20 protein-coding genes are annotated in these 19,783 nt (G+C 72.3%); 10 read left to right on the top strand and 10 right to left on the bottom strand.

Features of this window, described 5'->3' with window-relative positions; genetic code table 11:
* Positions 1 to 20: 20 nt before the first annotated feature.
* Positions 21 to 2,357 carry a Tex family protein gene (locus AC6EUL_RS08625; RefSeq protein ID WP_499869846.1) on the bottom strand — a complete coding sequence of 779 codons (2,337 nt, stop codon included), beginning with the start codon at positions 2,355 to 2,357 and terminating at the stop codon, positions 21 to 23.
* Between the two features lie 92 nt (positions 2,358 to 2,449).
* Complete coding sequence (locus tag AC6EUL_RS08620; protein WP_499869845.1) at positions 2,450 to 3,910, bottom strand: OpgD/OpgG family glucan biosynthesis protein; 1,461 nt, start codon at positions 3,908 to 3,910, stop codon at positions 2,450 to 2,452.
* Between the two features lie 240 nt (positions 3,911 to 4,150).
* Between AC6EUL_RS08620 and mdoH the strand changes: the two genes are divergently transcribed.
* Positions 4,151 to 6,061, top strand: a complete 1,911-nt coding sequence (mdoH, locus tag AC6EUL_RS08615; RefSeq protein WP_082514043.1) for a glucans biosynthesis glucosyltransferase MdoH — start codon at positions 4,151 to 4,153, stop codon at positions 6,059 to 6,061.
* A 45-nt stretch (positions 6,062 to 6,106) separates the two neighbouring features.
* Here mdoH and AC6EUL_RS08610 read toward each other — a convergent pair whose 3' ends face one another.
* Together AC6EUL_RS08610 and AC6EUL_RS08605 are read right to left on the bottom strand one after the other, a co-directional pair.
* Complete coding sequence (locus tag AC6EUL_RS08610; RefSeq protein ID WP_056276272.1) at positions 6,107 to 6,529, bottom strand: hypothetical protein; 423 nt, start codon at positions 6,527 to 6,529, stop codon at positions 6,107 to 6,109.
* Positions 6,530 to 6,599: 70 nt separating this feature from the next.
* Positions 6,600 to 7,781, bottom strand: a complete 1,182-nt coding sequence (locus tag AC6EUL_RS08605; RefSeq protein WP_056381856.1) for a trans-sulfuration enzyme family protein — start codon at positions 7,779 to 7,781, stop codon at positions 6,600 to 6,602.
* Between the two features lie 128 nt (positions 7,782 to 7,909).
* Between AC6EUL_RS08605 and AC6EUL_RS08600 the strand changes: the two genes are divergently transcribed.
* Positions 7,910 to 8,443, top strand: coding sequence for a TspO/MBR family protein (locus AC6EUL_RS08600; protein ID WP_056218624.1), 534 nt, complete (start codon positions 7,910 to 7,912; stop codon positions 8,441 to 8,443).
* Positions 8,444 to 8,454: 11 nt separating this feature from the next.
* On the opposite strand, the gene hemA is transcribed toward AC6EUL_RS08600, so the two are convergent.
* Positions 8,455 to 9,801 carry a 5-aminolevulinate synthase gene (gene hemA / locus AC6EUL_RS08595; RefSeq protein ID WP_056276278.1) on the bottom strand — a complete coding sequence of 449 codons (1,347 nt, stop codon included), beginning with the start codon at positions 9,799 to 9,801 and terminating at the stop codon, positions 8,455 to 8,457.
* Between the two features lie 148 nt (positions 9,802 to 9,949).
* On the opposite strand from hemA, the gene AC6EUL_RS08590 reads away from it, so the two are divergent.
* The 3 genes from AC6EUL_RS08590 (at position 9,950) to murA (ending at position 11,949) form a co-directional block, all read left to right on the top strand.
* Positions 9,950 to 10,300: a hypothetical protein gene (locus tag AC6EUL_RS08590; RefSeq protein ID WP_499869844.1), complete on the top strand. Its 351-nt coding sequence runs from the start codon at positions 9,950 to 9,952 to the stop codon at positions 10,298 to 10,300.
* Positions 10,297 to 10,500 (top strand): hypothetical protein, encoded by a 204-nt coding sequence (locus tag AC6EUL_RS08585; protein WP_056351916.1) that lies wholly within the window; start codon positions 10,297 to 10,299, stop codon positions 10,498 to 10,500. The genes AC6EUL_RS08590 and AC6EUL_RS08585 overlap by 4 nt, the downstream gene beginning before the upstream one ends.
* Before the next feature lie 159 nt (positions 10,501 to 10,659).
* Positions 10,660 to 11,949: a UDP-N-acetylglucosamine 1-carboxyvinyltransferase gene (murA, locus tag AC6EUL_RS08580; protein WP_056218613.1), complete on the top strand. Its 1,290-nt coding sequence runs from the start codon at positions 10,660 to 10,662 to the stop codon at positions 11,947 to 11,949.
* A gap of 43 nt (positions 11,950 to 11,992) precedes the next feature.
* Here the strand turns inward: murA and AC6EUL_RS08575 are convergent, their stop codons facing one another.
* Entirely contained in the window at positions 11,993 to 12,340 is a 348-nt protein-coding gene (locus AC6EUL_RS08575) for a hypothetical protein (protein WP_244472682.1), read from the bottom strand.
* A gap of 87 nt (positions 12,341 to 12,427) precedes the next feature.
* A complete protein-coding gene (locus AC6EUL_RS08570) occupies positions 12,428 to 13,501 on the bottom strand; it encodes a glycosyltransferase family 2 protein (RefSeq protein ID WP_056219462.1) in 1,074 nt (357 codons plus the stop codon).
* Between the two features lie 312 nt (positions 13,502 to 13,813).
* On the opposite strand from AC6EUL_RS08570, the gene AC6EUL_RS08565 reads away from it, so the two are divergent.
* From AC6EUL_RS08565 to AC6EUL_RS08550, 4 genes are read left to right on the top strand one after another with little or no spacing between them, the layout of a single operon-like run.
* Positions 13,814 to 14,293: a DUF2948 family protein gene (locus AC6EUL_RS08565; protein WP_499869843.1), complete on the top strand. Its 480-nt coding sequence runs from the start codon at positions 13,814 to 13,816 to the stop codon at positions 14,291 to 14,293.
* Positions 14,293 to 15,588, top strand: a complete 1,296-nt coding sequence (hisD, locus tag AC6EUL_RS08560; protein ID WP_056218606.1) for a histidinol dehydrogenase — start codon at positions 14,293 to 14,295, stop codon at positions 15,586 to 15,588. The genes AC6EUL_RS08565 and hisD overlap by 1 nt, the downstream gene beginning before the upstream one ends.
* Before the next feature lie 7 nt (positions 15,589 to 15,595).
* The gene (locus tag AC6EUL_RS08555; RefSeq protein WP_082514042.1) at positions 15,596 to 16,168 is read left to right on the top strand and encodes a UPF0262 family protein; all 573 of its coding nucleotides are present in this window, start codon (positions 15,596 to 15,598) and stop codon (positions 16,166 to 16,168) included.
* A 42-nt stretch (positions 16,169 to 16,210) separates the two neighbouring features.
* Positions 16,211 to 16,672 (top strand): arsenate-mycothiol transferase ArsC, encoded by a 462-nt coding sequence (locus tag AC6EUL_RS08550; protein WP_056218603.1) that lies wholly within the window; start codon positions 16,211 to 16,213, stop codon positions 16,670 to 16,672.
* Here AC6EUL_RS08550 and AC6EUL_RS08545 read toward each other — a convergent pair.
* Positions 16,650 to 17,510, bottom strand: a complete 861-nt coding sequence (locus AC6EUL_RS08545) for a C40 family peptidase (RefSeq protein WP_056382074.1) — start codon at positions 17,508 to 17,510, stop codon at positions 16,650 to 16,652. The two genes, AC6EUL_RS08550 and AC6EUL_RS08545, sit on opposite strands and share 23 nt — an antisense overlap.
* Before the next feature lie 295 nt (positions 17,511 to 17,805).
* On the opposite strand from AC6EUL_RS08545, the gene AC6EUL_RS08540 reads away from it, so the two are divergent.
* Positions 17,806 to 18,162: a hypothetical protein gene (locus tag AC6EUL_RS08540; RefSeq protein ID WP_244472681.1), complete on the top strand. Its 357-nt coding sequence runs from the start codon at positions 17,806 to 17,808 to the stop codon at positions 18,160 to 18,162.
* Positions 18,163 to 18,223: 61 nt separating this feature from the next.
* Here AC6EUL_RS08540 and AC6EUL_RS08535 read toward each other — a convergent pair whose 3' ends face one another.
* Both AC6EUL_RS08535 and AC6EUL_RS08530 read right to left on the bottom strand, forming a co-directional pair.
* On the bottom strand, positions 18,224 to 18,907 hold the full coding sequence (locus AC6EUL_RS08535) for an SDR family oxidoreductase (protein ID WP_056218598.1): 684 nt from the start codon (positions 18,905 to 18,907) through the stop codon (positions 18,224 to 18,226).
* Positions 18,908 to 19,062: 155 nt separating this feature from the next.
* Positions 19,063 to 19,779: an MgtC/SapB family protein gene (locus AC6EUL_RS08530; protein WP_056218592.1), complete on the bottom strand. Its 717-nt coding sequence runs from the start codon at positions 19,777 to 19,779 to the stop codon at positions 19,063 to 19,065.
* Positions 19,780 to 19,783: the final 4 nt, after the last annotated feature.

The following is a 19,783-nucleotide window of genomic DNA, read 5'->3' as shown; positions in this document are numbered from 1 at the left end:
GCCGGGCGAGGACGGGGCGCTCAGCGCTTCGGCATTCCCTTGGCGAGGGCCGCGCGCCGCAGAGCCTCGGCCAGGGCGCCGCCGGCCTCGGGCGCCGGCGCCGGATTGGCCCGCAGTGCCGGTCTCGCGGCCGGAGCCGGAGCGGGCGGCGCCTCGCGGCGGGCGGCGGGACGCGGCGCGCCGGCCTCGTCCGAGCGCATCGTGAGGGCGATGCGCTTGCGGTTGGGATCGACCTCGACCACCCGGACCTGCACGACGTCGCCGGGCTTCACCACCTCGCGGGGGTCCTTCACGAACCGGTCGGCCAGCATCGAGATATGCACCAGGCCGTCCTGGTGAACCCCGACATCCACGAAGGCGCCGAAGGCCGCCACGTTGGTGACGACACCCTCCAGGCGCATGCCGGGCTTCAGGTCGGCGATCTTCTCGACCCCCTCCTGGAAGGTCGCGGTCCGGAAGGCCGGGCGCGGGTCGCGACCCGGCTTCTCCAGTTCCGACAGGATGTCGGTGACGGTGGGCAGGCCGAAGGTCGCGTCGGTGAAGACCTTCGGGTCCAGGCTGCGCAGGGCGCCGGTGTTGCCGATCAACGCCTGGATCGGCTGGCCGGTGGCGGTAAGGATCCGGCGCACCACCGGGTAGGCCTCCGGGTGCACGCCCGAAGCGTCGAGGGGATCGGTCCCACCGCGGATGCGCAGGAAGCCGGCGGCGAGTTCGTAGGCCTTGTGCCCGAGCCCCGCCACCTTCTTCAGGCCGGCGCGGCTGCGGAACGGGCCATGGGCGTCCCGGTGCCCGATGATGTTGGAGGCCACCCGCGCGGTGAGGCCCGAGACCCGGGCCAGCAGCGGCGCCGAGGCGGTGTTCACGTCGACCCCGACGCCGTTCACGCAATCCTCCACCACCGCGTCGAGGGAGCGCGCCAGCTTCCCCTCGGCCAGATCGTGCTGGTACTGGCCGACGCCGATCGCCTTCGGCTCGATCTTGACGAGCTCGGCCAGGGGGTCCTGCAGGCGCCGGGCGATGGAGACCGCGCCGCGGATCGAGACGTCGAGCTCGGGCAGCTCCGCGCTGGCATAGGCCGAGGCCGAGTAGACCGAGGCGCCGGCCTCCGAGACCATCACCTTGGTCAGTTTCAGCTCGGGCTGCTTGGCGATGAGTTCGGCGGCGAGCTTGTCGGTCTCCCGCGAGGCGGTCCCGTTGCCGATGGCGACGAGCTCCACCTTGTGCGTCCGGCAGAGCTTGGCGAGAGCGATCAGGGCGCCGTTCCAGTCGCGGCGCGGCTCGTGCGGGTAGATCGTGTCGGTGGCCACCACCTTGCCGGTGGCGTCGACCACCGCGACCTTCACGCCGGTGCGGAAGCCCGGGTCGAGCCCGAGGGTCGGGCGCGCCCCGGCCGGGGCCGCGAGCAGGAGGTCGCGCAGGTTGCCGGCGAAGACCGTGACCGCGCCGGCCTCCGCCACGGCCCAGAGCCGGGCGCGCAGGTCCGTGTCCGTGGCGGGCTTCAGGCGGGTGCGCCAGGTCCGCCGCACCGTCTCCATCAGGAAGGCGTCGCCGGGTCGGCCCTGGTCGCGGATGCCGAAGGTCTTGGCGATGCGCAGTTCCTGCGAACCGGGCTGGCCCTTGGCAGGCTCCTCGCCCACCGCGTCGGCGATGGCGAGGTCGAGCACCTCTTCCTTCTCGCCGCGGAACAGGGCGAGGATGCGGTGCGAGGGCAGCTTCGCGAGGGCTTCCGAGAAGTCGAAGTAATCCGAGAACTTCTCGCCGGACGCCGCCTTGCCGGGCTTCACCGTGGCGACCATCCGGCCCCGCTGCCAGCCGGTCTCGCGGAGCGAACCGACCAGCTCCGGGTCCTCGCCGAAGCGCTCGATCAGGATGGCGCGCGCACCCTCCAGGGCGGCCTCGACGTCGGCGACGCCCTTGCCCGCGTCCACGTAGGCCCGGGCAGCCGCCTCGGGAGACTGGTCGGGCCGGGCCAGCAGAGCCTCGGCGAGGGGGGCGAGCCCGGCTTCGCGGGCGATCTGCGCCTTCGTCCGCCGCTTCAGCTTGAAGGGCAGGTAGAGGTCCTCCAGCCGGGCCTTGGTGTCGGCCGCGAGGATCCGCGCCTTCAGCCCGGCCTCGAGCTTGCCCTGGGCCTCGATCGCCTCCAGCACCGCCGCCCGGCGGGCCTCCAGATCGCGCAGGTAGGCGAGGCGCTCCTCCAGGGTGCGCAGCTGCGCGTCGTCGAGAGTGCCGGTGACCTCCTTGCGGTAGCGCGCGATGAACGGCACCGTCGCACCGCCGTCGAGCAGGTCGACCGCGGCCTTCACCTGCCATTCCGCGACGCCGAGTTCGGCGGCGAGACTCGTGTTGATGGCGGCCATGAGGCGTCTCCGGGTGGGGCCGGGTGTCTACAGGGCCGGCCGCCGGGAGGTCAAACCCACCGCCGGCATGGCCAGATCGTATGGGCGGATCGTCAGGCGACCGCGTCCCAGGTCTCCGTTACGGCCCGGCCGTCCCGGACGAGGCGGGCGCGCAGGATCACGTCGCCCGCCGGCAGCGGCGTCGGCGGCCGCCACTCGACGTAGAGCCGCCAGCCGCCGGTCTGGGGCACGAACTCCACCACCGGGTCGACCATCGTGCCGGCGCTGGCGGACGCGTCGGCGGCCAGGTCCGCCCCGCGGTCGGCCGGCAGGCCCGGCCCCGCGAAATCGATGACGTAGAGGCGACGATCCGGGCTCGGCGGCGTGGTCGGGCGCAGGCGCTCGGCCGAACCCACCCGTGTGGAGACGACCCGACCGAGGGTACCGGGCACGACCGTCGCCGGCTCCGCCCCGACCGTCGTGAGGGTGTAGGACACGGCTCGCTCGGTCCCGGCCGGCAGGGGCGCGCCGGGCACGAAGGCCGCCACGATGTTGTCCATGTACTCCTCGCGCGACGGGATCTCGAAGAGCCGGACCGCGCCGGCCCCGAACCCCGCTTCCGGCGTGATCCAGAGTCCGGGCCGCGCCTCGTGCCGGGCCTGCACGTCGAGATAGGCGGGAAAGTCGCGGACGCGCTGGAGCAGGCCGAAGCCCTCCAGCGGGTCGACGCCGAAGGCCGAGATCTGCGGCTGCGCCCGGCCGTTGACCAGGGGCCGCCACAGCCGTTCGCCCCGGGTCACCACCGCCAGCCCGTCGGAATCATGCACCTGCGGACGGAAGTCGTCGAAGGGCGCGGCGCTCCGCGCGCCGGGCCCGTTCGCCCCGTGCAGGAACATGCTGGTGAGGGGGGCGAGCCCGAGATGCTCCAGGGCGGTGCGGGGATACAGGGACGCCTCGACATGCATCACCGAGGGGTCGCCCGGCGCCACGCGGAAGCGGTAGGCCCCGGCGAGGCTCGGGGAATCGAGCAGGGCCCAGATCTCGATGGTGCGGGCGTCGGCCTCCGGCTCGCAGATCCAGAAGGCGGTGAAGTCCGGGAATTCCTCCGCGCCCGGTCCCCCGGTGCGCAGGGCGGCGCCGCGGGCCGAGAGCCCGTATTCCTGGCCGAACCCGCGCAGCCGGAAGTAGGAGGCGCCGAGGAAGACGAGGAATTCCTCCTGGTCCGCCGGCCGGTCGACCTGGAAGGCATGATGCAGCCGGAAGCCCGCAAAGCCGAGGTCGGAGGGAAAGCTCTGCCCCTTCAGGTCCGGTCCGAGGTCGAACAGGTCGGGGGCGTAGGGGATCTGCTGGGCCGGACCGTTGCGCGGCTGCCGGTACAGGGCGACGCGCTTGCGCTGCAGGAAGCCCCGATGGAACAGCTGGGCCGAGAAGCGGCGGCCCAGCGGCAGGCTCGCCTCCGGCCGGAAGGTGATGGCGCGGTAGCCGTCGTAGGACAGGCCGGCGAGGGGCGGCGGCAGATCGTCCGGCTGGGCCTGGTAGGGGTGCGCCGCGAGCGCCCGCGCCTTCGCCTTCACGACCTCGAATGATAGGGGATCGGGAGCCGCCGCGCGCGTTCGGCCCGCATTCAGATCGTGTGCGGTAGGCAGGACCATCCCGACGGCCACGCTGAGCGTGGTCCGAAGGGTCTGCCGCCGCGAGAAGGACTCGGTCTGTCCGCGTCCCTCGAGACCCTCGCCATCGCGCATCTGTTCCCTTTCGCCGGCCCGCCCGGTCGAGGGATCACGGTGTCCCCTCCTTCGAGTTTCCCGCGCCCCATGTCCCACAGGTTGTCGCACGACGCCCCGGCGGCTGAAATCCCGGGTCCGCTGGAATTCTCACCCGAGGCGCGCGGTTCCTTCTCCGCCGCGGTCCTGGCCCGCCGGCTGCTGCTGGCTCTCCCGCCCCTCGCCCTGGGCGCTCTCGTCGCCGCCCTGGCGCTCGGCGCCTATGGAACGCCGTCCGGCCTCCTCGGCGGGGCGGTGCTCGGGCTGTTCGCCCTCGTGATGACCTGGCAGGCCTTCGTGGCCTGGCAATACGTCTACGGCCTCGTCGCCACGGCTTTCGGCGACCGGGCGAAATCCGCCCTGGAGCGACGCTCCCTCACCGTGCCGGCGGAGGCCTCGGGCCTGAGCCGGACGGCGGCCGTGGTGGCGATTCACGCGGAGGACGCCGTGGCGGTGTTCGCGGCGCTGCGCGTCATGGCCCGCTCGCTGCAGCGGGCCGGGGGCGACGGCGGCGACATCGACATCTTCGTTCTCTCCGACACGCGGGACGGGGCCATCGCGGCGATCGAAGAGCATGAATTCGCGCGGATCGAGGCCTGGACCCGCCAGCACGGCCCCGGCCTGCCGCGCATCCGCTACCGGCGCCGCCGGGACAATGCCGGCCGCAAGGCGGGCAACATCGCGGAGTTCTGCAAGACCTACGGGCCCGAATACGACTTCATGATCGTGCTCGACGCCGACAGCCTGATGACCGGCAGCGCCATGCGCCGCCTCGCCCGGCTGATGGAGGAGAACCCCCGGGTCGGGCTGATCCAGACCGTGTCCTACGCCACCGGGCGCGACACCCTGTTCGCCCGCATCCAGCAATTCGCCGTGCGGCTCTACGCGCCGCTGGCGATCCGCTGCCTGGAGACCTGGCAGGGGCCGGACGGCAGCTATTGGGGCCACAACGCCATCGTGCGCGTCGCGGCCTTCGCCAACAATGCCGCGTTGCCCGTGCTGCCCGGCAAGGCCCCCTTGGGCGGCGAGATCCTGTGCCACGACATCGTCGAGGGCGCGCTCCTGCGCCGGGCCGGCTGGGAGGTTCGCCTGCTGCCGGAGATGGGCGGCACCTGGGAGGAGATGCCGACGAACCTCGTCGACCTCCTCGGGCGCGAACGCCGCTGGTGCCAGGGCAACATGCAGCACCTGCGCGTCACCGCCATGCCGGGCCTGCGCCCCGCCAGCCGCTGGCACCTCGCCGTCGGCATCCTGTCCTACGTGGCCTGCCCGCTCTGGGTGCTGTTCCTCGCCTTCGGCACGCTCCAGGCGGCACGGACCGGCGATCTCGGCCTGCTCGGCTACGGCCTGACCGGCACGGGCGCCGCCGCCCACGCCCTCGCCGCCCTGGTGGTCACGATCCTGGCCGTGCCGAAGCTCCTCAGCCTCGGCCACGTGCTGGCTTCGGCCGAACGCCGCGCGGCCTTCGGCGGCACCGCCGCGCTCCTGAAGAGCGCCGTCCTCGAACAGGCGATCTGGGTCCTGCTCTGGCCGGTGATGACGCTGTTCGCGGCGGGCGCCGTCGCCACCACCTTCGTGGGGCGCGTCGTGCGCTGGGACGCGCAGGTGCGCGACGACCGCCGCGTACCGTGGGCCGAGGCCTGCCGGCTCCAGGTCGACACCCTCGTGGCGGGCGCCCTGCTGGCGGGCGGCCTCGCCTTCGCCGGCGATCCCTGGCTCGCCCTCTGGATGGCTCCGGTGGCGCTCGGCCTGCTGTCGAGCCCGGCCCAGAGCGTGCTGACGAGCAGCGCCCGCCTCGGCCGGATCTCGCAGACCCGGCGCCTGTTCCTGACCGTGGACGACACCGCCCGCGCGCCGGAGCTCACCGCCCTGGCGCAGAGCCGCGGCGGGGCAGCCGAGGCCGGCCGTGGTCGGGCCGAGCCGACCTGGCTCGCCGACGAGGTGCCGGCCTCCTCGAGCTGAACCGGGACGACGTCCGCCCCGCGAGTCGTCCGGCCCGGACCCGCGTCACTGCTTCTCGAGCACCTTGATCGGGTCGGTGCGCTGGGCCGGACTCGGCTCCTTGGTGGCGCTGCCGGTGCCCTTGCCGGCGCGGGAATCGTCGGCCTGCCTCGGCAGGCCGGTGCCGCTCGCCAGTTCGAGGCAGGTCACCATCTCGACGTAGGACGGGAAGCCGCCGGCCTCGAACTGCTTCTCGCACTGGCGCTTGGCGGCGGGGGTGAACTCGTTCCAGCGGCGCTTGACCTCGTCGTGCGAGGCACGCTCGGAGCGCAGGCAACCTTCCTGGCTGGCATTGTCGCTGACGCTCGCCGAGGCCGCCGACTGGCAGGTCTTCTCGATGTTCAGCTCGGGCGGCCCGCTGTCGGCACGGGCGGGCACGCCGAAGAGGAGGAGCGCGAAGGCTCCGGTGAGCAGGGCAGGCTTCGGCATGGTCGGGCGGTCTCTCGCGATGATCCTGCCCACCAACGCGCGAGGCCCCTTCCCCGCACCACGCGAAAATTCACGCGTCCCGCAGGGCGGCGTCGAGGTCGGCGAACAGGTCGTCCACCGCCTCGATCCCCGTGGACAGCCGCAGGAGATCCGGCGGGCACGGGGAATCCGGCCCCTCCACCGAGGCCCGGTGCTCGATCAGGCTCTCGACGCCGCCGAGCGACGTCGCCCGCTTCCACAGCCGAACCCGCGCCGCCGCGGCAATCGCCGCCGCCTCGCCGTCCCGCACCCGGATCGACAGCATGAAACCGAAGCCGCCCTGCATCTGCCGGGCCGCCACCGCATGGCCGGGATCGTCCGGCAGGCCGGGATAGAGGACGCGCGAGACGTTCGGATGCGCCTGGAGGCGGCGGGCGAGTTCGGCCGCGCTGGCGGCCTGCGCCGCCGCCCGCAGCGGAAGGGTGCGCAGCGAGCGCATCAGCAGGTAGGCCTCGAACGGGCCGAGGATGGCCCCGCCGCCCGAGCGGATCGCCGCGAGGCGCTCCCAGAACGCGTCCGCCCGGGCCCCGGCGAGCACCCCCGCCACCACGTCGGAATGGCCGTTCAGGATCTTGGTGGCCGAGTGCATCACGATGTCGGCGCCGAGCGTCAGCGGCCGGGTGTGGATCGGGGAGGCGGCGGTGGAATCAACGGCGAGCCGGGCGCCCGCCGCGTGCGCGAGGCGGGCGGCCTCGGCGATGTCGGTGACCGTCCAGAGCGGGTTGCCCGGTGTCTCGATCCAGACGAGCGTCGTGGTGCCGGGCCGGATCGCCCGTTCCAGGGCGGGCAGGTCGTCCATGTCGACGAAATCGACCGCGATCCGCCGGCGCGGCATCTCGGCGTTCAGCCAGCGCTTCAGGCCCCAGTACATCACCCGGGGCGCCACCACGTGGTCGCCGGGCTCCAGGGCCGTGAAGACGGCGGTGGCCGCCGCCATGCCGGAGCCGAACAGCAGGGCGCCGGCCGCCGCGTCCTCCAGCATCGCCAGCACGGCCTCCGCCTCCCGCACGGTGGCGTTGTCGGGGCGCGCGTAGGAGAAGCCCGAGCTGTAGCCGTTGTCGGGATCGCGCAGGAAGGTGGTCGCCACGTGCAGGGGTGCCACCACGGCCCGCGTCACCGGGTCGACATGGCCCAGGGCCTGGGCGGCGAGACTGCGCTTCGCGAACGCGGGCGCAGCATCCGAAGGCGGCTTCGGTGCGTTCGGTTCCGACATGAGTTGTGTTCGTCCGTCAGGGTTCTGTTGACCGGCCCGCGCCGACCGGTGCACGGACCCGCAGTCGTGGCGTCCTCTCCCTCTAAAGGTGAGAGAAATCTCGCCCAAGGCAAGGAATCCCGTTCGTCATGTCCCGTGCGCCCGCCTCGTCGCCGATCCACATTCCCACTGCGCCCGCCCTGGCCCTGCCCGGGCGGCTGGCGGCGGCGATCCTGCCGGTGGTGCTGACGGCCGTGCTCGGCTCGTCCGCCACCGGCCCGAACATCGACGGATGGTATGCCGGGCTGACGAAACCGGCCTTCAACCCGCCGAACTGGGCGTTCCCGGTGGCCTGGACGATCCTCTACGGGATGATCGCGCTCTCGGCCTTCCGGCTCCTCGGGGTGAAGCCGCGCACGGGTCCGAGCCAGGGGGCGTGGCGGCTGGCACTGGTCGCCTTCGCGGTGCAGCTCGCCCTCAACGCCGCCTGGACCCCGACCTTCTTCGCCGCGCACGCCCTCGGGGCGGCCCTGGTGGTCTCGGCCGCGATGTGGGTGATGATCCTCTGGACGATCCGCCTGTCCTGGCGCTTCGACCGGGCGGCGGCGGGGCTGCTGGTGCCCTACGCCGCCTGGGTCGGCTTCGCGACCGTGCTCACCGGCGCGATCTGGCGCCTGAACTGAGGCGAGGCCGGCTACTCGGCCGCCTCGACGAACACCGTCCCGGCGCGCGGGAGGTCGAGGGTGTCCCAGGTCTCGGCGAGCGCGGCCGTGAGCTTGGCGATGCGGGCATCGTCGTGGAAGGGCGAGGGCGTGATCCGCAAGCGCTCGGTGCCGCGCGGGACGGTGGGGTAGTTGATCGGCTGGATGTAGATGCCGTGATGCTCCAGCAGGTGGTCGGCCGCCGCCTTGCACAGCTCGGCGTCGCCCACCATCACGGGCACGATGTGGGTGTCGGTGTGCAGCACCGGCAGGCCGGCGGCCTCCAGGGCGGCCTTGGTGCGGGCGGCCTGGCGCTGGTGCGCCTCGCGCTCGGCGTTCGAGCGCTTGAGGTAGCGCACCGAAGCGATGGCGGCGGCGGCGATGGCCGGCGGCAGGGCGGTGGTGAAGATGAAGCCCGGGGCGTGGCTGCGGACCGCGTCGCACAGGACCGCGGACCCTGTGATGTAGCCGCCGACGCAGCCGAAGCCCTTGGCCAGCGTACCCTCGATCACGTCGACCCGGTGCATCACCCCGTCGCGCTCGGAGATGCCGCCGCCGCGCGGCCCGTAGAGGCCGACCGCGTGGACCTCGTCGAGGTAGGTCAGGGCGCCGTACCGGTCGGCGAGATCGCAGATCGCGCCGATGTCGGAGACGTCGCCGTCCATGGAATAGACGCTCTCGAAGGCGATCAGCTTCGGGCGGTCGCCCGCCGCGATCAGAAGCTCCTCGAGATGGGCCAGGTCGTTGTGGCGGAAGACGCGCTTCTCGCAACCGGAATGGCGTACGCCCTCGATCATCGAGTTGTGGTTGAAGGCGTCCGATAGGATCAGGCAGTTCGGAATCAGCTTGGCGATCGTCGAGATGCCGGCTTGGTTCGAGACGTAGCCCGAGGTGAAGACGAGGCCGGCCTCCTTGCCGTGCAGGTCGGCGAGCTCCCGCTCCAGGTCGACCAGCGGCGAATTGTTGCCGGCGATGTTGCGGGTGCCGCCGGCGCCGACGCCGCAGCGGGCCGCCGTGCGGGTCATGGCGCCGACCACGTCCGGATGCTGGCCCATGCCGAGGTAGTCGTTCGAGCACCAGACGGTGATCTCGGAGGTGCCGCCGTCGGGCTTGCGCCAATGCGCGGTCGGGAAGCGGCCGGCGATGCGCTCGATATCGGCGAACACCCGGTAGCGACGCTCGCCGTGCAGGCGATCCAGGGCCGTGCGGAAATGCGCCTCGTAGTCGGTCCGGCCCTGACCGATGGATCCCACAGACTTGGCCTCGCAGCCCGCTCCCTGGCCCGTTCCCTGCTTGGTGTCGCTGATCTTGATCGTCGCGGGCATGCGGTTCACGGGCATCCGTCCTTCACGCTTGGGCTGAGGGGCCGGCGGTGGGATCGCGGCCTCTGGCGGGATCGTTTCCACGCGGACCCTCGTGCGGGGGGCCCTTGATGCAATCGGTCTCTTTGACGAGCGTGGCGCCGACTCCGTGAAGGAGTTGCTGACGATGCTCGTCCTGACGCGGGTTTCCCCGACGTTCGGGTTTCCCCGACGCGATGGCGACGATACAGGTGAACTTGGAATTGGTTCAAGTCGACATCCGCATTCCTGCTTTGCATCCATCGACCAGGGCCTGCAAAGCCGACACGGTGGCGTGGCGACGATGGGTCGCGCGGGCCGTGCCGGCCCCGACCCTTCGCCAGATGAATCCGACGAGACCTTAGAACCCGACAAGATCTCGAACCCGATAAGACCCTGGAACCCGATTGAGACCATGGAACGCGCCGGGACCATGCGAGCCCTGAAACCGGATCGCCGCCGCAACCGATCCCAGCCTGACCCGATTTCCGCGCCATGACGGACGACGAGACCGGACCCGACGGGAAGGGGTCTCCCGAAACCTCTGCCAAGGCGCCACCCAAGAGCGCCGCCGAGCAGCGGGCCGAGCGCCTGAAGGCTGCCCTGCGCGACAACCTGCGCCGTCGCAAGGCACAGGTGCGCGGGCGTTCGCTCGGCTCCGGACCCGACGAAACACCCGGATCCGGCGGCGAAGCCTAATCGGGCGCCCTGAACCTCCTTTTCGACAAAACTTGGCTATAACGGTGCTGTTTCCACGGGGGCGGCTCGCGTCCCGCCAGGTTTCACGTTCGATTTCTCCGGCCCGCGGCGCGGCCTGCGCCCCCGGCGGGCAAGATTTTAGGCAAGGTTGTAGAGACGATGGACCGCATCAACATCATCGGCGGCCGCCCGCTGCACGGCGTGATCCCGATCTCGGGCGCCAAGAACGCCGCGCTGCCCCTGATGATCGCCAGCCTGATGACCGGCGAGACCCTGGAACTCGGCAACGTGCCGCGGCTCGCCGACATCAACGCGCTGCTGCGCATCCTCGGCAATCACGGCGTCGACCACATGGTGGTGGGCAAGCGCCCGGGCCAGACCACCGAGACCGGCCAGACCATCCGCCTCACCGCCTCCAACGTCATCGACACCACGGCGCCCTACGAGCTGGTCTCGACCATGCGGGCGAGCTTCTGGGTGATCGCGCCGCTGCTCGCCCGCTTCGGCGAGGCCCGGGTCTCGATGCCCGGCGGCTGCGCCATCGGGACGCGCCCGGTCGACCTGCTGCTGATGGCGCTGGAGCGCCTTGGCGCCACCGTCGAGGTCGATGGCGGCTACGTCGTCGCGAAGGCCAAGAACGGCCTGCGCGGGGGCGAGATCCACTTCCCCAAGGTGACGGTGGGGGGCACCCACGTGGCGCTGATGGGGGCGGCCCTGGCCAACGGCTCGACCCTGATCGAGAACGCCGCCCGCGAGCCCGAGGTCGTCGATCTCGCCGCCTGCCTCACCAAGATGGGCGCCCGCATCGAGGGGGCCGGTACGCCGCGCATCACCGTCGAGGGCGTCTCGCGCCTGCATGGCGCCCGCCACGACGTGCTGCCCGACCGCATCGAGACCGGCACCTACGCCATGGCGGTGGCCATGACCGGCGGCGACGTGACCCTGGAGAACACCCGCGCCGACCTGCTGCACGCGGCCCTCGACGTGCTGGCGACCACGGGCGCCGAGATCACCACGGGCACCGATACCATCCGCATCCGCCGCAACGGTGGGGGCATCGCCGCGGTCGACATCACCACCGACCCGTTCCCCGGCTTCCCCACCGACCTGCAGGCGCAGTTCATGGCGCTGATGACGCTGGCCAAGGGCCAGTCCAACATTCGCGAGACGATCTTCGAGAACCGCTTCATGCATGTGCAGGAGTTGGCCCGCCTCGGCGCCCGGATCCGGCTCGAGGGCGACCTCGCCATCGTCGAGGGCGTCGAGCGCCTGAAGGGCGCGCCCGTGATGGCCACGGACCTCCGCGCCTCCGTCTCCCTCGTCATCGCGGGCCTGGCGGCCGAGGGCGAGACCAGCATCAACCGGGTCTACCACCTCGACCGCGGCTTCGAGGCCCTGGAGGCCAAGCTCGCCCGCTGCGGCGCCGAGATCACCCGCGTCCGCAGTTGACGGGACCCGCCCGCCGCCCGCTCCGGGCGGCGGGCGGGTCGGATCAGCCGCCGATCTCGCCGTGCTTGCGACCGAAACCGGGAATGTCGCAGCCGCAGCGCGAGCCGTAGGGTTGTGGGCGGGTGATGCAGTTGCCACGCTGGGTCAGGCAGAGGCGTCCGAATCCGCCGCCGTAGCCATGGGGGCGCCGGTCGTACCGGTCCTCGTCGTAGCGCCGGCGCTCGTAGCGATCCTCGTCGTAGCGGCGCTCGAAGCGATGGGGACGATCGTCGTCGCCGTAATACTGCGCCCGCGCTTCGAAAGCACCGAGGCCGGTGCCGAGCGTCGCCGCGGTGGCGAGGGCGAGAATCGCGGTCCTGATGGTCTTTGACGTCATGGCCTTGCGTGTCATGGCTGCATCCCCTCGGAAGTGGCGCTCGATCTAGCGACCCCGGGCTGAACGCTCCCTGAGGGCATGCGGCGATCGGGGAGGCGCATCTCAGCCCAGGAACCGGGTGACCAGGCGCACCGCCGGGAGCACCGCCCGGGCCAGCCGGATCTGGCCAGGCAGCTGCCGAGGCCCGAGCGGCCGGTGGACGAGGCGCGGACTGGCGCGCTCGGCCTCGGCCACCGCGTGGCCCGCCAGGGGATGGGCCGCGACGCGGACGGCATCCGCCTCGGTGATCCGCAGGGCCCGGGCCCAGCCACGCTCGGTGCCGAGCCGGCCCGCCGCGTGCAGGCGGCGCAGGCGCCGCCGCCAGGCGTAGCGGAAGAGCGCCCGCGGCACCGGTTCGAGGCGGGCGTCGCACAGGCTGTCGGGCTTCTCGCAGCGCGCCCGGATGGTGTCGGCGACGCCGCCCGGCGCCCGGCCCACGAGGCGCCCCGAGACCGTGACCAGGATGGCCGGGTCGTGCCGGACATGCAGCCCCTGCGCGAGCAGCAGCGCCACGAACGCGCCGTCTTCGCCGAGCGCGATCGCCGGCATGCCCCCCACCGCCCGGTAGGCCGCGAGGCTGACGCTCAGGGTGGCGCCGATGGTGGTGCGGTGGCAGGGCCAGGGATCGTGCGGATCGGGGTCGATGCGCGCCTCCGCCTCGGTGAGGAGATCGCTGTAGAGATCCTCCCGCTCGCCGCGCCAGTGCAGGGAGGGCGGCAGCAGGGCGCGCTCGTCCGAATCGAGCGCGATGCGGCCGGCCACCGCGTCGGCGCCCCGGTCGAGGGCGGCCCGGTTGCGTGCGACCCAGTCCGACGGAACCCGGCTGTCGGCGTCGGTCGAGAGGATCATGCCGTCCCCGCCGAGCCAGTCGGCCGCCCGGTTCATCGCCTCGCGCCGGGCCCAGCCCGCATGGGCGCCGGCATACGTGACGTGGGTGACCCGGACCGGCACCGACATCCGCGGCGCGAGATCGGCCACGATCGCCTCGGTGGCGTCGGTGCAGTTGTTGAGAAACAGCACGACGCCGAGACTCCCCGGCGGGATCCCCGTCTGGGCGTCGATCGCGCGCAGGCAGGCCGCGATGCGCTCGGCCTCGTTGCGCACCGGGATGGCAACGACCGCGCCGGGCGCGGCCAGGGCGGGACCGGTGGATCTGGCCGAGGTCTCGGCTTGGCCCGGGGACTCGGCTTGGCCCGGGGACTCGGCTTGGCCCGGGGAGCCGGCGGCTTCGGTGAGAGGAGGAAGAGACACGGTGCGAACTCCGTTCGCCGGTGCCGACACGGAGCCGGCGCAGCGACGCGTCCCTAGCAGGTCCGGCAAGCGGGACAATGGCGGAGTTCGCCCCCGCCTGTTGCCGTGGGCGGGTCCCCTCGCTACCTACGGCTCCCATACCGCGAACGGCCGAGCCCGCACCGGGCCGGCCCGCCGACAAGAGCGCGACATCCGATCATGGAGCTTCTCAAGCTCGCCGCCCTCGACGCCGAAGATCTGGGCGTCATCTCCGCCCACCTGCAGGACGCGATCCTGAAGGGGAGCGACCTCGCCTATCTGGGCGCGCAGCATCGGTTCGTCCTGGTGGCGCGCCGCTTCGACTGGTCGGCGGAGGACGGTGCGCCGCCGCGCCGGCGCCTGACGGGCATCCATTTCGAACGGGTGCTGAAGGTGCGCACGCGCGGCATCACGCCCGGCGCGGATGCCGAGACGCCCCTCGAACTCCTCGCCGTCACCTTCGCGCCGACCGAGGCGCCGTCCGGCATCGCCACCCTGGTCTTCGCCGGCGGCGCGGCGATCCAGCTCGAACTCGAATGCATCGAGGTCCAGTTGAAGGATCTCGGCCCGGTCTGGGAGGTCGAGGGGCGCCCCGACCACGAGGCCGTGGTCGCCGGGCGCGCCGCCATCGCGGGCGACGCCCGAGAAGGAAACACCTGATGGTCCGCCTCGATTCCCGCGACGAAGATTTCGCCGAAGCCTTCGCGCGCCTGCTCAGCGTCAAGCGTGAGATCTCCGAGGATGTCGACGAGACCGTGCGCGGCATCATCGCGGGCGTGGTCGCGGGCGGCGACGCGGCGCTGGTCGACTACACCCGCCGCTTCGACCGGCTCGGCGAGGATTTCACCGTCGCGTCGCTGCGCGTCACCCCGGCCGAGATCGAGGCCGCCGTCGCGGCCTGCCCGCCCGACGCCCTGGAGGCCCTGCGCTTCGCCGCCGCCCGGATCGAGGCGTTCCACGCCGCCCAGGTGCCCGCCGACCACAGCGCCACCGACAGCCTGGGAGTCACCGCCGGCTGGCGCTGGACGGCGCTGGAATCCGTCGGCCTCTACGTACCCGGCGGCACCGCGAGCTATCCCTCCTCGGTGCTCATGAACGCCATTCCGGCCCGCGTCGCCGGGGTGCCGCGCGTCGTCATGGTGGTGCCGATGCCGGAGGGCACGATGAACCCGCTGGTGCTCGCCGCCGCGCAGCTCGCCGGCGTCGACGAGGTCTACCGGGTGGGCGGCGCTCAGGCGGTGGCGGCGCTGGCCTACGGCACCGAGACGATCGCACCGGTGGCCAAGATCGTCGGGCCCGGCAACGCCTGGGTGGCCGCGGCCAAGCGCCGGGTGTTCGGGCAGGTCGGCATCGACATGATCGCCGGCCCCTCCGAGGTGCTGATCCTGGCCGACGCCCATGCCAATCCCGACTGGGTGGCGGCGGACCTCCTGGCCCAGGCCGAGCACGACACGGCGGCCCAATCCATCCTGATCACGGATTCCGAAGCGCTGGCCGGCGACGTGGCCGAGGCGGTGGAACGGGCGCTCGGCACCCTGCCGCGGGCCGACATCGCCCGGGCGAGCTGGCGCGACTACGGCGCCATCGTGGTGGTGCGGGACTTCGACGAGGCGGTGCCGCTGGTGGATCGCCTCGCCCCCGAGCACCTGGAGATCGAGACGCGGGACGCCGAGGGGCTCGCCGCCAAGGTCCGCAACGCCGGCGCGATCTTCCTCGGCTCGCACACGCCGGAGGCCATCGGCGACTATGTCGGCGGCCCCAACCACGTCCTGCCCACCGCCCGCTCGGCGCGGTTCTCCTCCGGGCTCGGCGTGCTCGATTTCATGAAGCGCACCACGATCCTGCGCTGCGACCCGGCGGCCCTCCGGGCGCTGGGCCCCGCGGCCATCGCCCTCGGACGGTCGGAGGGCCTGGAAGGCCACGCCCGCTCGGTGGCGATCCGCCTGAACCTGTGAGGGCCTGATGTCCGGCGCGGCCAATTCGAGCGAAGCGAAATCCCGGGACGCCGAGGTGGCGGACGCCAAGGCGGCGGACGTGAAGGCGGCGGAGGCGAAGGCGGGGGAGGCGAAGTCGCCGCATCGCCTCGCGGTGGTGACCCTCGACGAGGAGTCGATCGGGCGGGGCAACCCGGACCAGGAGCACGAGCGCGCCATCGCGATCTTCGACATCCTGGAGGACAACAGCTTCACGGTCCCCGGCCGCGAGGGGCCCTACGCCCTCACGCTCGGGCTCGTGGAAAGCAAGCTCGCCCTCGTCATCAAGCGCGCGGACGGCGACCCGGTGATGACCCACCTCCTGTCGCTGACCCCGTTCCGCCGGGTGATCCGCGACTACGAGATGATCTGCGAGAGCTACTACAACGCCATCCGCACCGCCTCGCCGACCCAGATCGAGGCGATCGACATGGGCCGGCGCGGCCTGCACAACGAGGCGTCCGACCTGCTGCGCCAGCGCCTCGAGGGCAAGGTCGACCTCGACCACGACACCGCGCGCCGCCTCTTCACTCTGGTCTTCGCCTTGCACTGGAAGGCCTGAGCCGCGACCCCACTCGAAGCGCGAGGCTGAGAAGAAGACCGGATGGCGGACGCGACCGGCCCGAAGAAGACGCGCGTGCAGTCGGCCCTGTTCATGTGCAACTTCAACGCCGTGCGCTCGCTCGCGGCGGAGGCCATCGCGCGCCACTACTTCGGCAAGTCGATCTACGTGCAGTCGGCCGGCGTCCGCTCCGGCGAGCCCGCCGACCCGTTCATGGTGGCGGCCCTCGACGAGATCGGCATCGACGCGACGCGCCACAAGCCGCGCACCCTGGCCCAGCTCGAGGAGTGGGAGGGCCTGAACTTCGACCTCATCGTCACCCTGGCGCCCGAAGCCCACCACGCCGCCCTGGAGCTGACCCGCACCAACGCGGTCGAGGTCGAGTACTGGCCGACCCCCGACCCGACCCACATCCAGGACGGCACCCGCGAGCAGCGCCTCGACGCCTACCGCGACGTCCGCGACGGTCTGGTCTACCGGATCAAGATGCGGCTGAAGGCGTAAGACGCCGGAGCGACGTCACTGGGCCGTAGCTCTTCTCCCGGATGCGGGCGACGGCCTCGGCGAGGGGCTCCACCGCCACCGCCATGTGGTGGCCGTTGGCGTGGATGAGGCGGGCGGCGTCGAGCATCAGCCCGACATGGCCGCGCCAGAACACGAGATCGCCGCGCCGCAGACCCTCGAAGTCCGGGGGCAGGGCCTCGCCGAGCCCGCGCTCCTGCTGGTCGGCGTCCCGCGGCGCCAGGATCCCGGCCTGCGCGAGGCAGAGCTGGACGAGGCCCGAGCAGTCGAGGCCGAGACTGGTGCGCCCACCCCAGAGATAGGGCGTGCCGACGAGGCGTTCGGCGGTGGCGGCGTAATCGGGTTCGACGGCGTCGAGGCGCGCGCAGTGGCCGGCAAAGACGTAGCCACTCGCGATCCGGAGATAGTCGCCCCGGGTCTCCGTCGGTCGGAGGCGGGCGCCCAGGGTCAGCCAGCCGCTGGCGGGCTGCTTCAGGTCGGGGCCCGGATAGAGGAAGCTGCGCAGGGCGGTGATGCGGTGCGTCGGCGCCTGCGCGGGGCCGAGGGCCGCCTCGGGGAGGTAGCCGACATAGCCGTCATGGGCGAACTGGACGAAGACGAAGCCCTCCTCGGCGCCGTAGGCGGTCACCGCGTCCCCCATCACCGCCTCGGTCTCGAGACCGGCATCGAAGCGGGGCGTCCGGCGCAAGGGGGCCGAGGGTACGACCACCGCGCGGGCCTCGCCCACGACGTAGCGTTCGGCCGCCACATGGCCGCGCAGGCGCACATCGGCGATCTCGGGCCGGGCCGGAACGAGACGCGCGTCGGAGAGATCGAACAGAGAATCCGCCATAGCCCCCACCCTCATGGCCCCGACTATCGACGCTCGCCGACCGCATCGCAACAGCCCGGACGTGTCCCGAGGGCACGCGGCATTTCGACGCTTGGCCCTGCCCATTCGGCCGGCAGGGCGCTTCTCGTCCAGGTAGATCCCTTCAACGGCTCGCCGAAGGCGCTGATCGAAAATCCATCACGCCCCCGCGATGCATCGGACGCGCGGCTCGCCCCGCATGTGTGCACTGCACAAACGCTAAGATCGCGCGTATGGTCCGGTGATGCCCCAAGCGAGTCGCGCCGTGAAGAAGCCCTCGAAGTCCTTCCAGGATCTCCCGCCGATCCGCGTGCGGCGCGAGCCGCCGACAATCCCGGAGGCCGTCGCCGCGGCCCAGGACCTCGCCGACGACATCGAGCAGCAGGTGGAGATCGCCGCCGGCCTCATCGGCCTGCCGCCGGAGGCGGTGCGCGAGCACGTGGTCGCCGCCGCCAAGGTCCGGTCCGAGGCCAAGCCCGATCGGATCTCCGAGCGGATGCCGGAGCGCATCTTCACCGCCGCCAGCCCGAGCCGGGCACCGCGCACCGTCATCGTCGAGCGCCGGACCCGGCCGCCGGTGGTGGTCGAGCGGCGCGGGCGACCGCCGATCGGGCGCCCCTGACCGGAGGGCCGGCTTTCCGCCGACCCCCGGGTCTTTCGCCGCTCGACCAATCCAGGGGACCCTACCAGTCCAAAGTCTTGCCGGTGTAGTCGAGATAGGCCGTGCCGCTCTGTCCGAGCCGGGCCGCGATCACGTCGGCCATGCCGGTGACGCTGGTGGCGACGTCGATGTCGGCATCGGCCCCGCCCATCTCGGTGCGGACCCAGCCCGGATGCAGCAGCAGCACGCCGAAGCCGGCCTCCCGGTGGCGGATCTCGAAGCTGCGCACCAGGGTGTTGAGGGCGGCCTTGCTCGCCCGGTAGTTCTCCCAGCCGCCGGATTCGTTGAGACCGACGCTGCCGAGGATCGAGCTCATGAAGGCGACGAGGCCCTTCGGCGCCAGCCGGTCGAGGAAGGCCTCGGCGAAACGCACCGGGCTGATCGCATTGGTCAGGTAGACCTGGGCGGCGACGTCGCGTGGCACCAGGTGCAGCGGCTCGTGGGCCTGAGTCGCCACGCCCGCCACCACGAAGATCAGGTCGAAGCTCTGGCCCGCCAGGCGGTCGTGCAGGGTGGACACCGCGCGATCGTCGTCGATGTCGGCCGTCTCGACCGTGAGGGCCTCGGAGGCCAGCGCGGCGAGGCCCGGGGAGGCCGAGCGCTGCGTCGCGGTCACCCGCCACCCGCGTTGGAGGAAGGTCTCGACGAGGCCGAGCCCGAGGCCGCGCGAGGCCCCGACGATGAGCGCGTTCTTCTGGGATGCCATGGTGATCCGTGTCCCTGGTTCGCGGAAGGGGTTCGTGAAGGGCTTGGCGCCCGGGGGCGGCGCCGCCTTCCCCTGTCCGGGGAGGTTGGACGAAGGCGTCGGTCCGGCAATCCGGGCCGCGGGCGCCGAGGTGCGCGGGCGCACCCGCGCGGGCCTCAATCCGCCGTCTGCACCGACCAGGTCGCGTGCTCGATCCCGGGCATCCGCGCGAGGCCCGCCACCACGGCGTCGAGCTCGGCGCCGGCCACCGCCGTCGCCACCAGGGTCGCCACCACCTCGACGGTGTCCTCGCCCCGCTCCACCACCTCGATCCCGCCGACGGGGTACTGCGCCGCCTCCAGGCGCTCGACCAGGAGGTCGCGGGCCGGGCCGGCGCCGTCCGCCTGCACCGTCACCTGCACCTCGTAGGTCGCCTCGGTCTGGCTCTCGTCGATGGGCGCGCGGTTGATGGCGTTGACGAGGGGCCGCAGCAGGGTGTTGCCGGCGAGCACCGCGGCGGTGACGAAGGCCGCCTCCAGGGGAAAGTCGGCGCCCGCGAAAGCGCCCACGGCGGCCGAGCACCAGAGGGTCGCGGCGGTGTTGAGGCCGCGGACGTTCATGCCCTCCTTCATGATCACGCCGGCGCCGAGGAAGCCGACGCCCGAGATCACGTAGGCCACCGTGCGGGTGCCGCCGGGCGCCCCTTCGAGGCGCATGCCGAGGTCGACGAAGGCGGCCGCCCCCACCGCCACCAGGACGTTGGTCCGCAGGCCGGCCGTGCGCTGCCGGTACTGGCGCTCGGCCCCGATCAGGGTGCCGAGCCCGAAGGCGACGAGGAGGCTGATCGCCGAATTGACGGCTTCGGGCATCGGCCCGGACAGGAAGGGGATCATCGTC

This window comes from Methylobacterium sp. 001424705, assembly GCF_059816145.1.
This window is presented reverse-complemented; position numbering and strand designations above follow the sequence as displayed.

Excerpts from the sequence above, each read along its gene's own strand:
- AC6EUL_RS08585 (WP_056351916.1), top strand. The coding sequence starts at position 10,297 with ATGACGGACGACGAGACCGGACCCGACGGGAAGGGGTCTCCCGAAACC.
- AC6EUL_RS08535 (WP_056218598.1), bottom strand. The coding sequence starts at position 18,907 with ATGGCATCCCAGAAGAACGCGCTCATCGTCGGGGCCTCGCGCGGCCTC.
- AC6EUL_RS08590 (WP_499869844.1), top strand. The coding sequence starts at position 9,950 with ATGCTCGTCCTGACGCGGGTTTCCCCGACGTTCGGGTTTCCCCGACGC.
- AC6EUL_RS08530 (WP_056218592.1), bottom strand. The coding sequence starts at position 19,779 with ATGATCCCCTTCCTGTCCGGGCCGATGCCCGAAGCCGTCAATTCGGCG.
- AC6EUL_RS08610 (WP_056276272.1), bottom strand. The coding sequence starts at position 6,529 with ATGCCGAAGCCTGCCCTGCTCACCGGAGCCTTCGCGCTCCTCCTCTTC.
- hisD (WP_056218606.1), top strand. The coding sequence starts at position 14,293 with ATGGTCCGCCTCGATTCCCGCGACGAAGATTTCGCCGAAGCCTTCGCG.
- AC6EUL_RS08575 (WP_244472682.1), bottom strand. The coding sequence starts at position 12,340 with ATGACACGCAAGGCCATGACGTCAAAGACCATCAGGACCGCGATTCTC.
- AC6EUL_RS08625 (WP_499869846.1), bottom strand. The coding sequence starts at position 2,357 with ATGGCCGCCATCAACACGAGTCTCGCCGCCGAACTCGGCGTCGCGGAA.
- AC6EUL_RS08555 (WP_082514042.1), top strand. The coding sequence starts at position 15,596 with ATGTCCGGCGCGGCCAATTCGAGCGAAGCGAAATCCCGGGACGCCGAG.
- hemA (WP_056276278.1), bottom strand. The coding sequence starts at position 9,801 with ATGCCCGTGAACCGCATGCCCGCGACGATCAAGATCAGCGACACCAAG.
- AC6EUL_RS08550 (WP_056218603.1), top strand. The coding sequence starts at position 16,211 with ATGGCGGACGCGACCGGCCCGAAGAAGACGCGCGTGCAGTCGGCCCTG.
- AC6EUL_RS08600 (WP_056218624.1), top strand. The coding sequence starts at position 7,910 with ATGTCCCGTGCGCCCGCCTCGTCGCCGATCCACATTCCCACTGCGCCC.
- mdoH (WP_082514043.1), top strand. The coding sequence starts at position 4,151 with ATGTCCCACAGGTTGTCGCACGACGCCCCGGCGGCTGAAATCCCGGGT.
- AC6EUL_RS08605 (WP_056381856.1), bottom strand. The coding sequence starts at position 7,781 with ATGTCGGAACCGAACGCACCGAAGCCGCCTTCGGATGCTGCGCCCGCG.
- murA (WP_056218613.1), top strand. The coding sequence starts at position 10,660 with ATGGACCGCATCAACATCATCGGCGGCCGCCCGCTGCACGGCGTGATC.
- AC6EUL_RS08565 (WP_499869843.1), top strand. The coding sequence starts at position 13,814 with ATGGAGCTTCTCAAGCTCGCCGCCCTCGACGCCGAAGATCTGGGCGTC.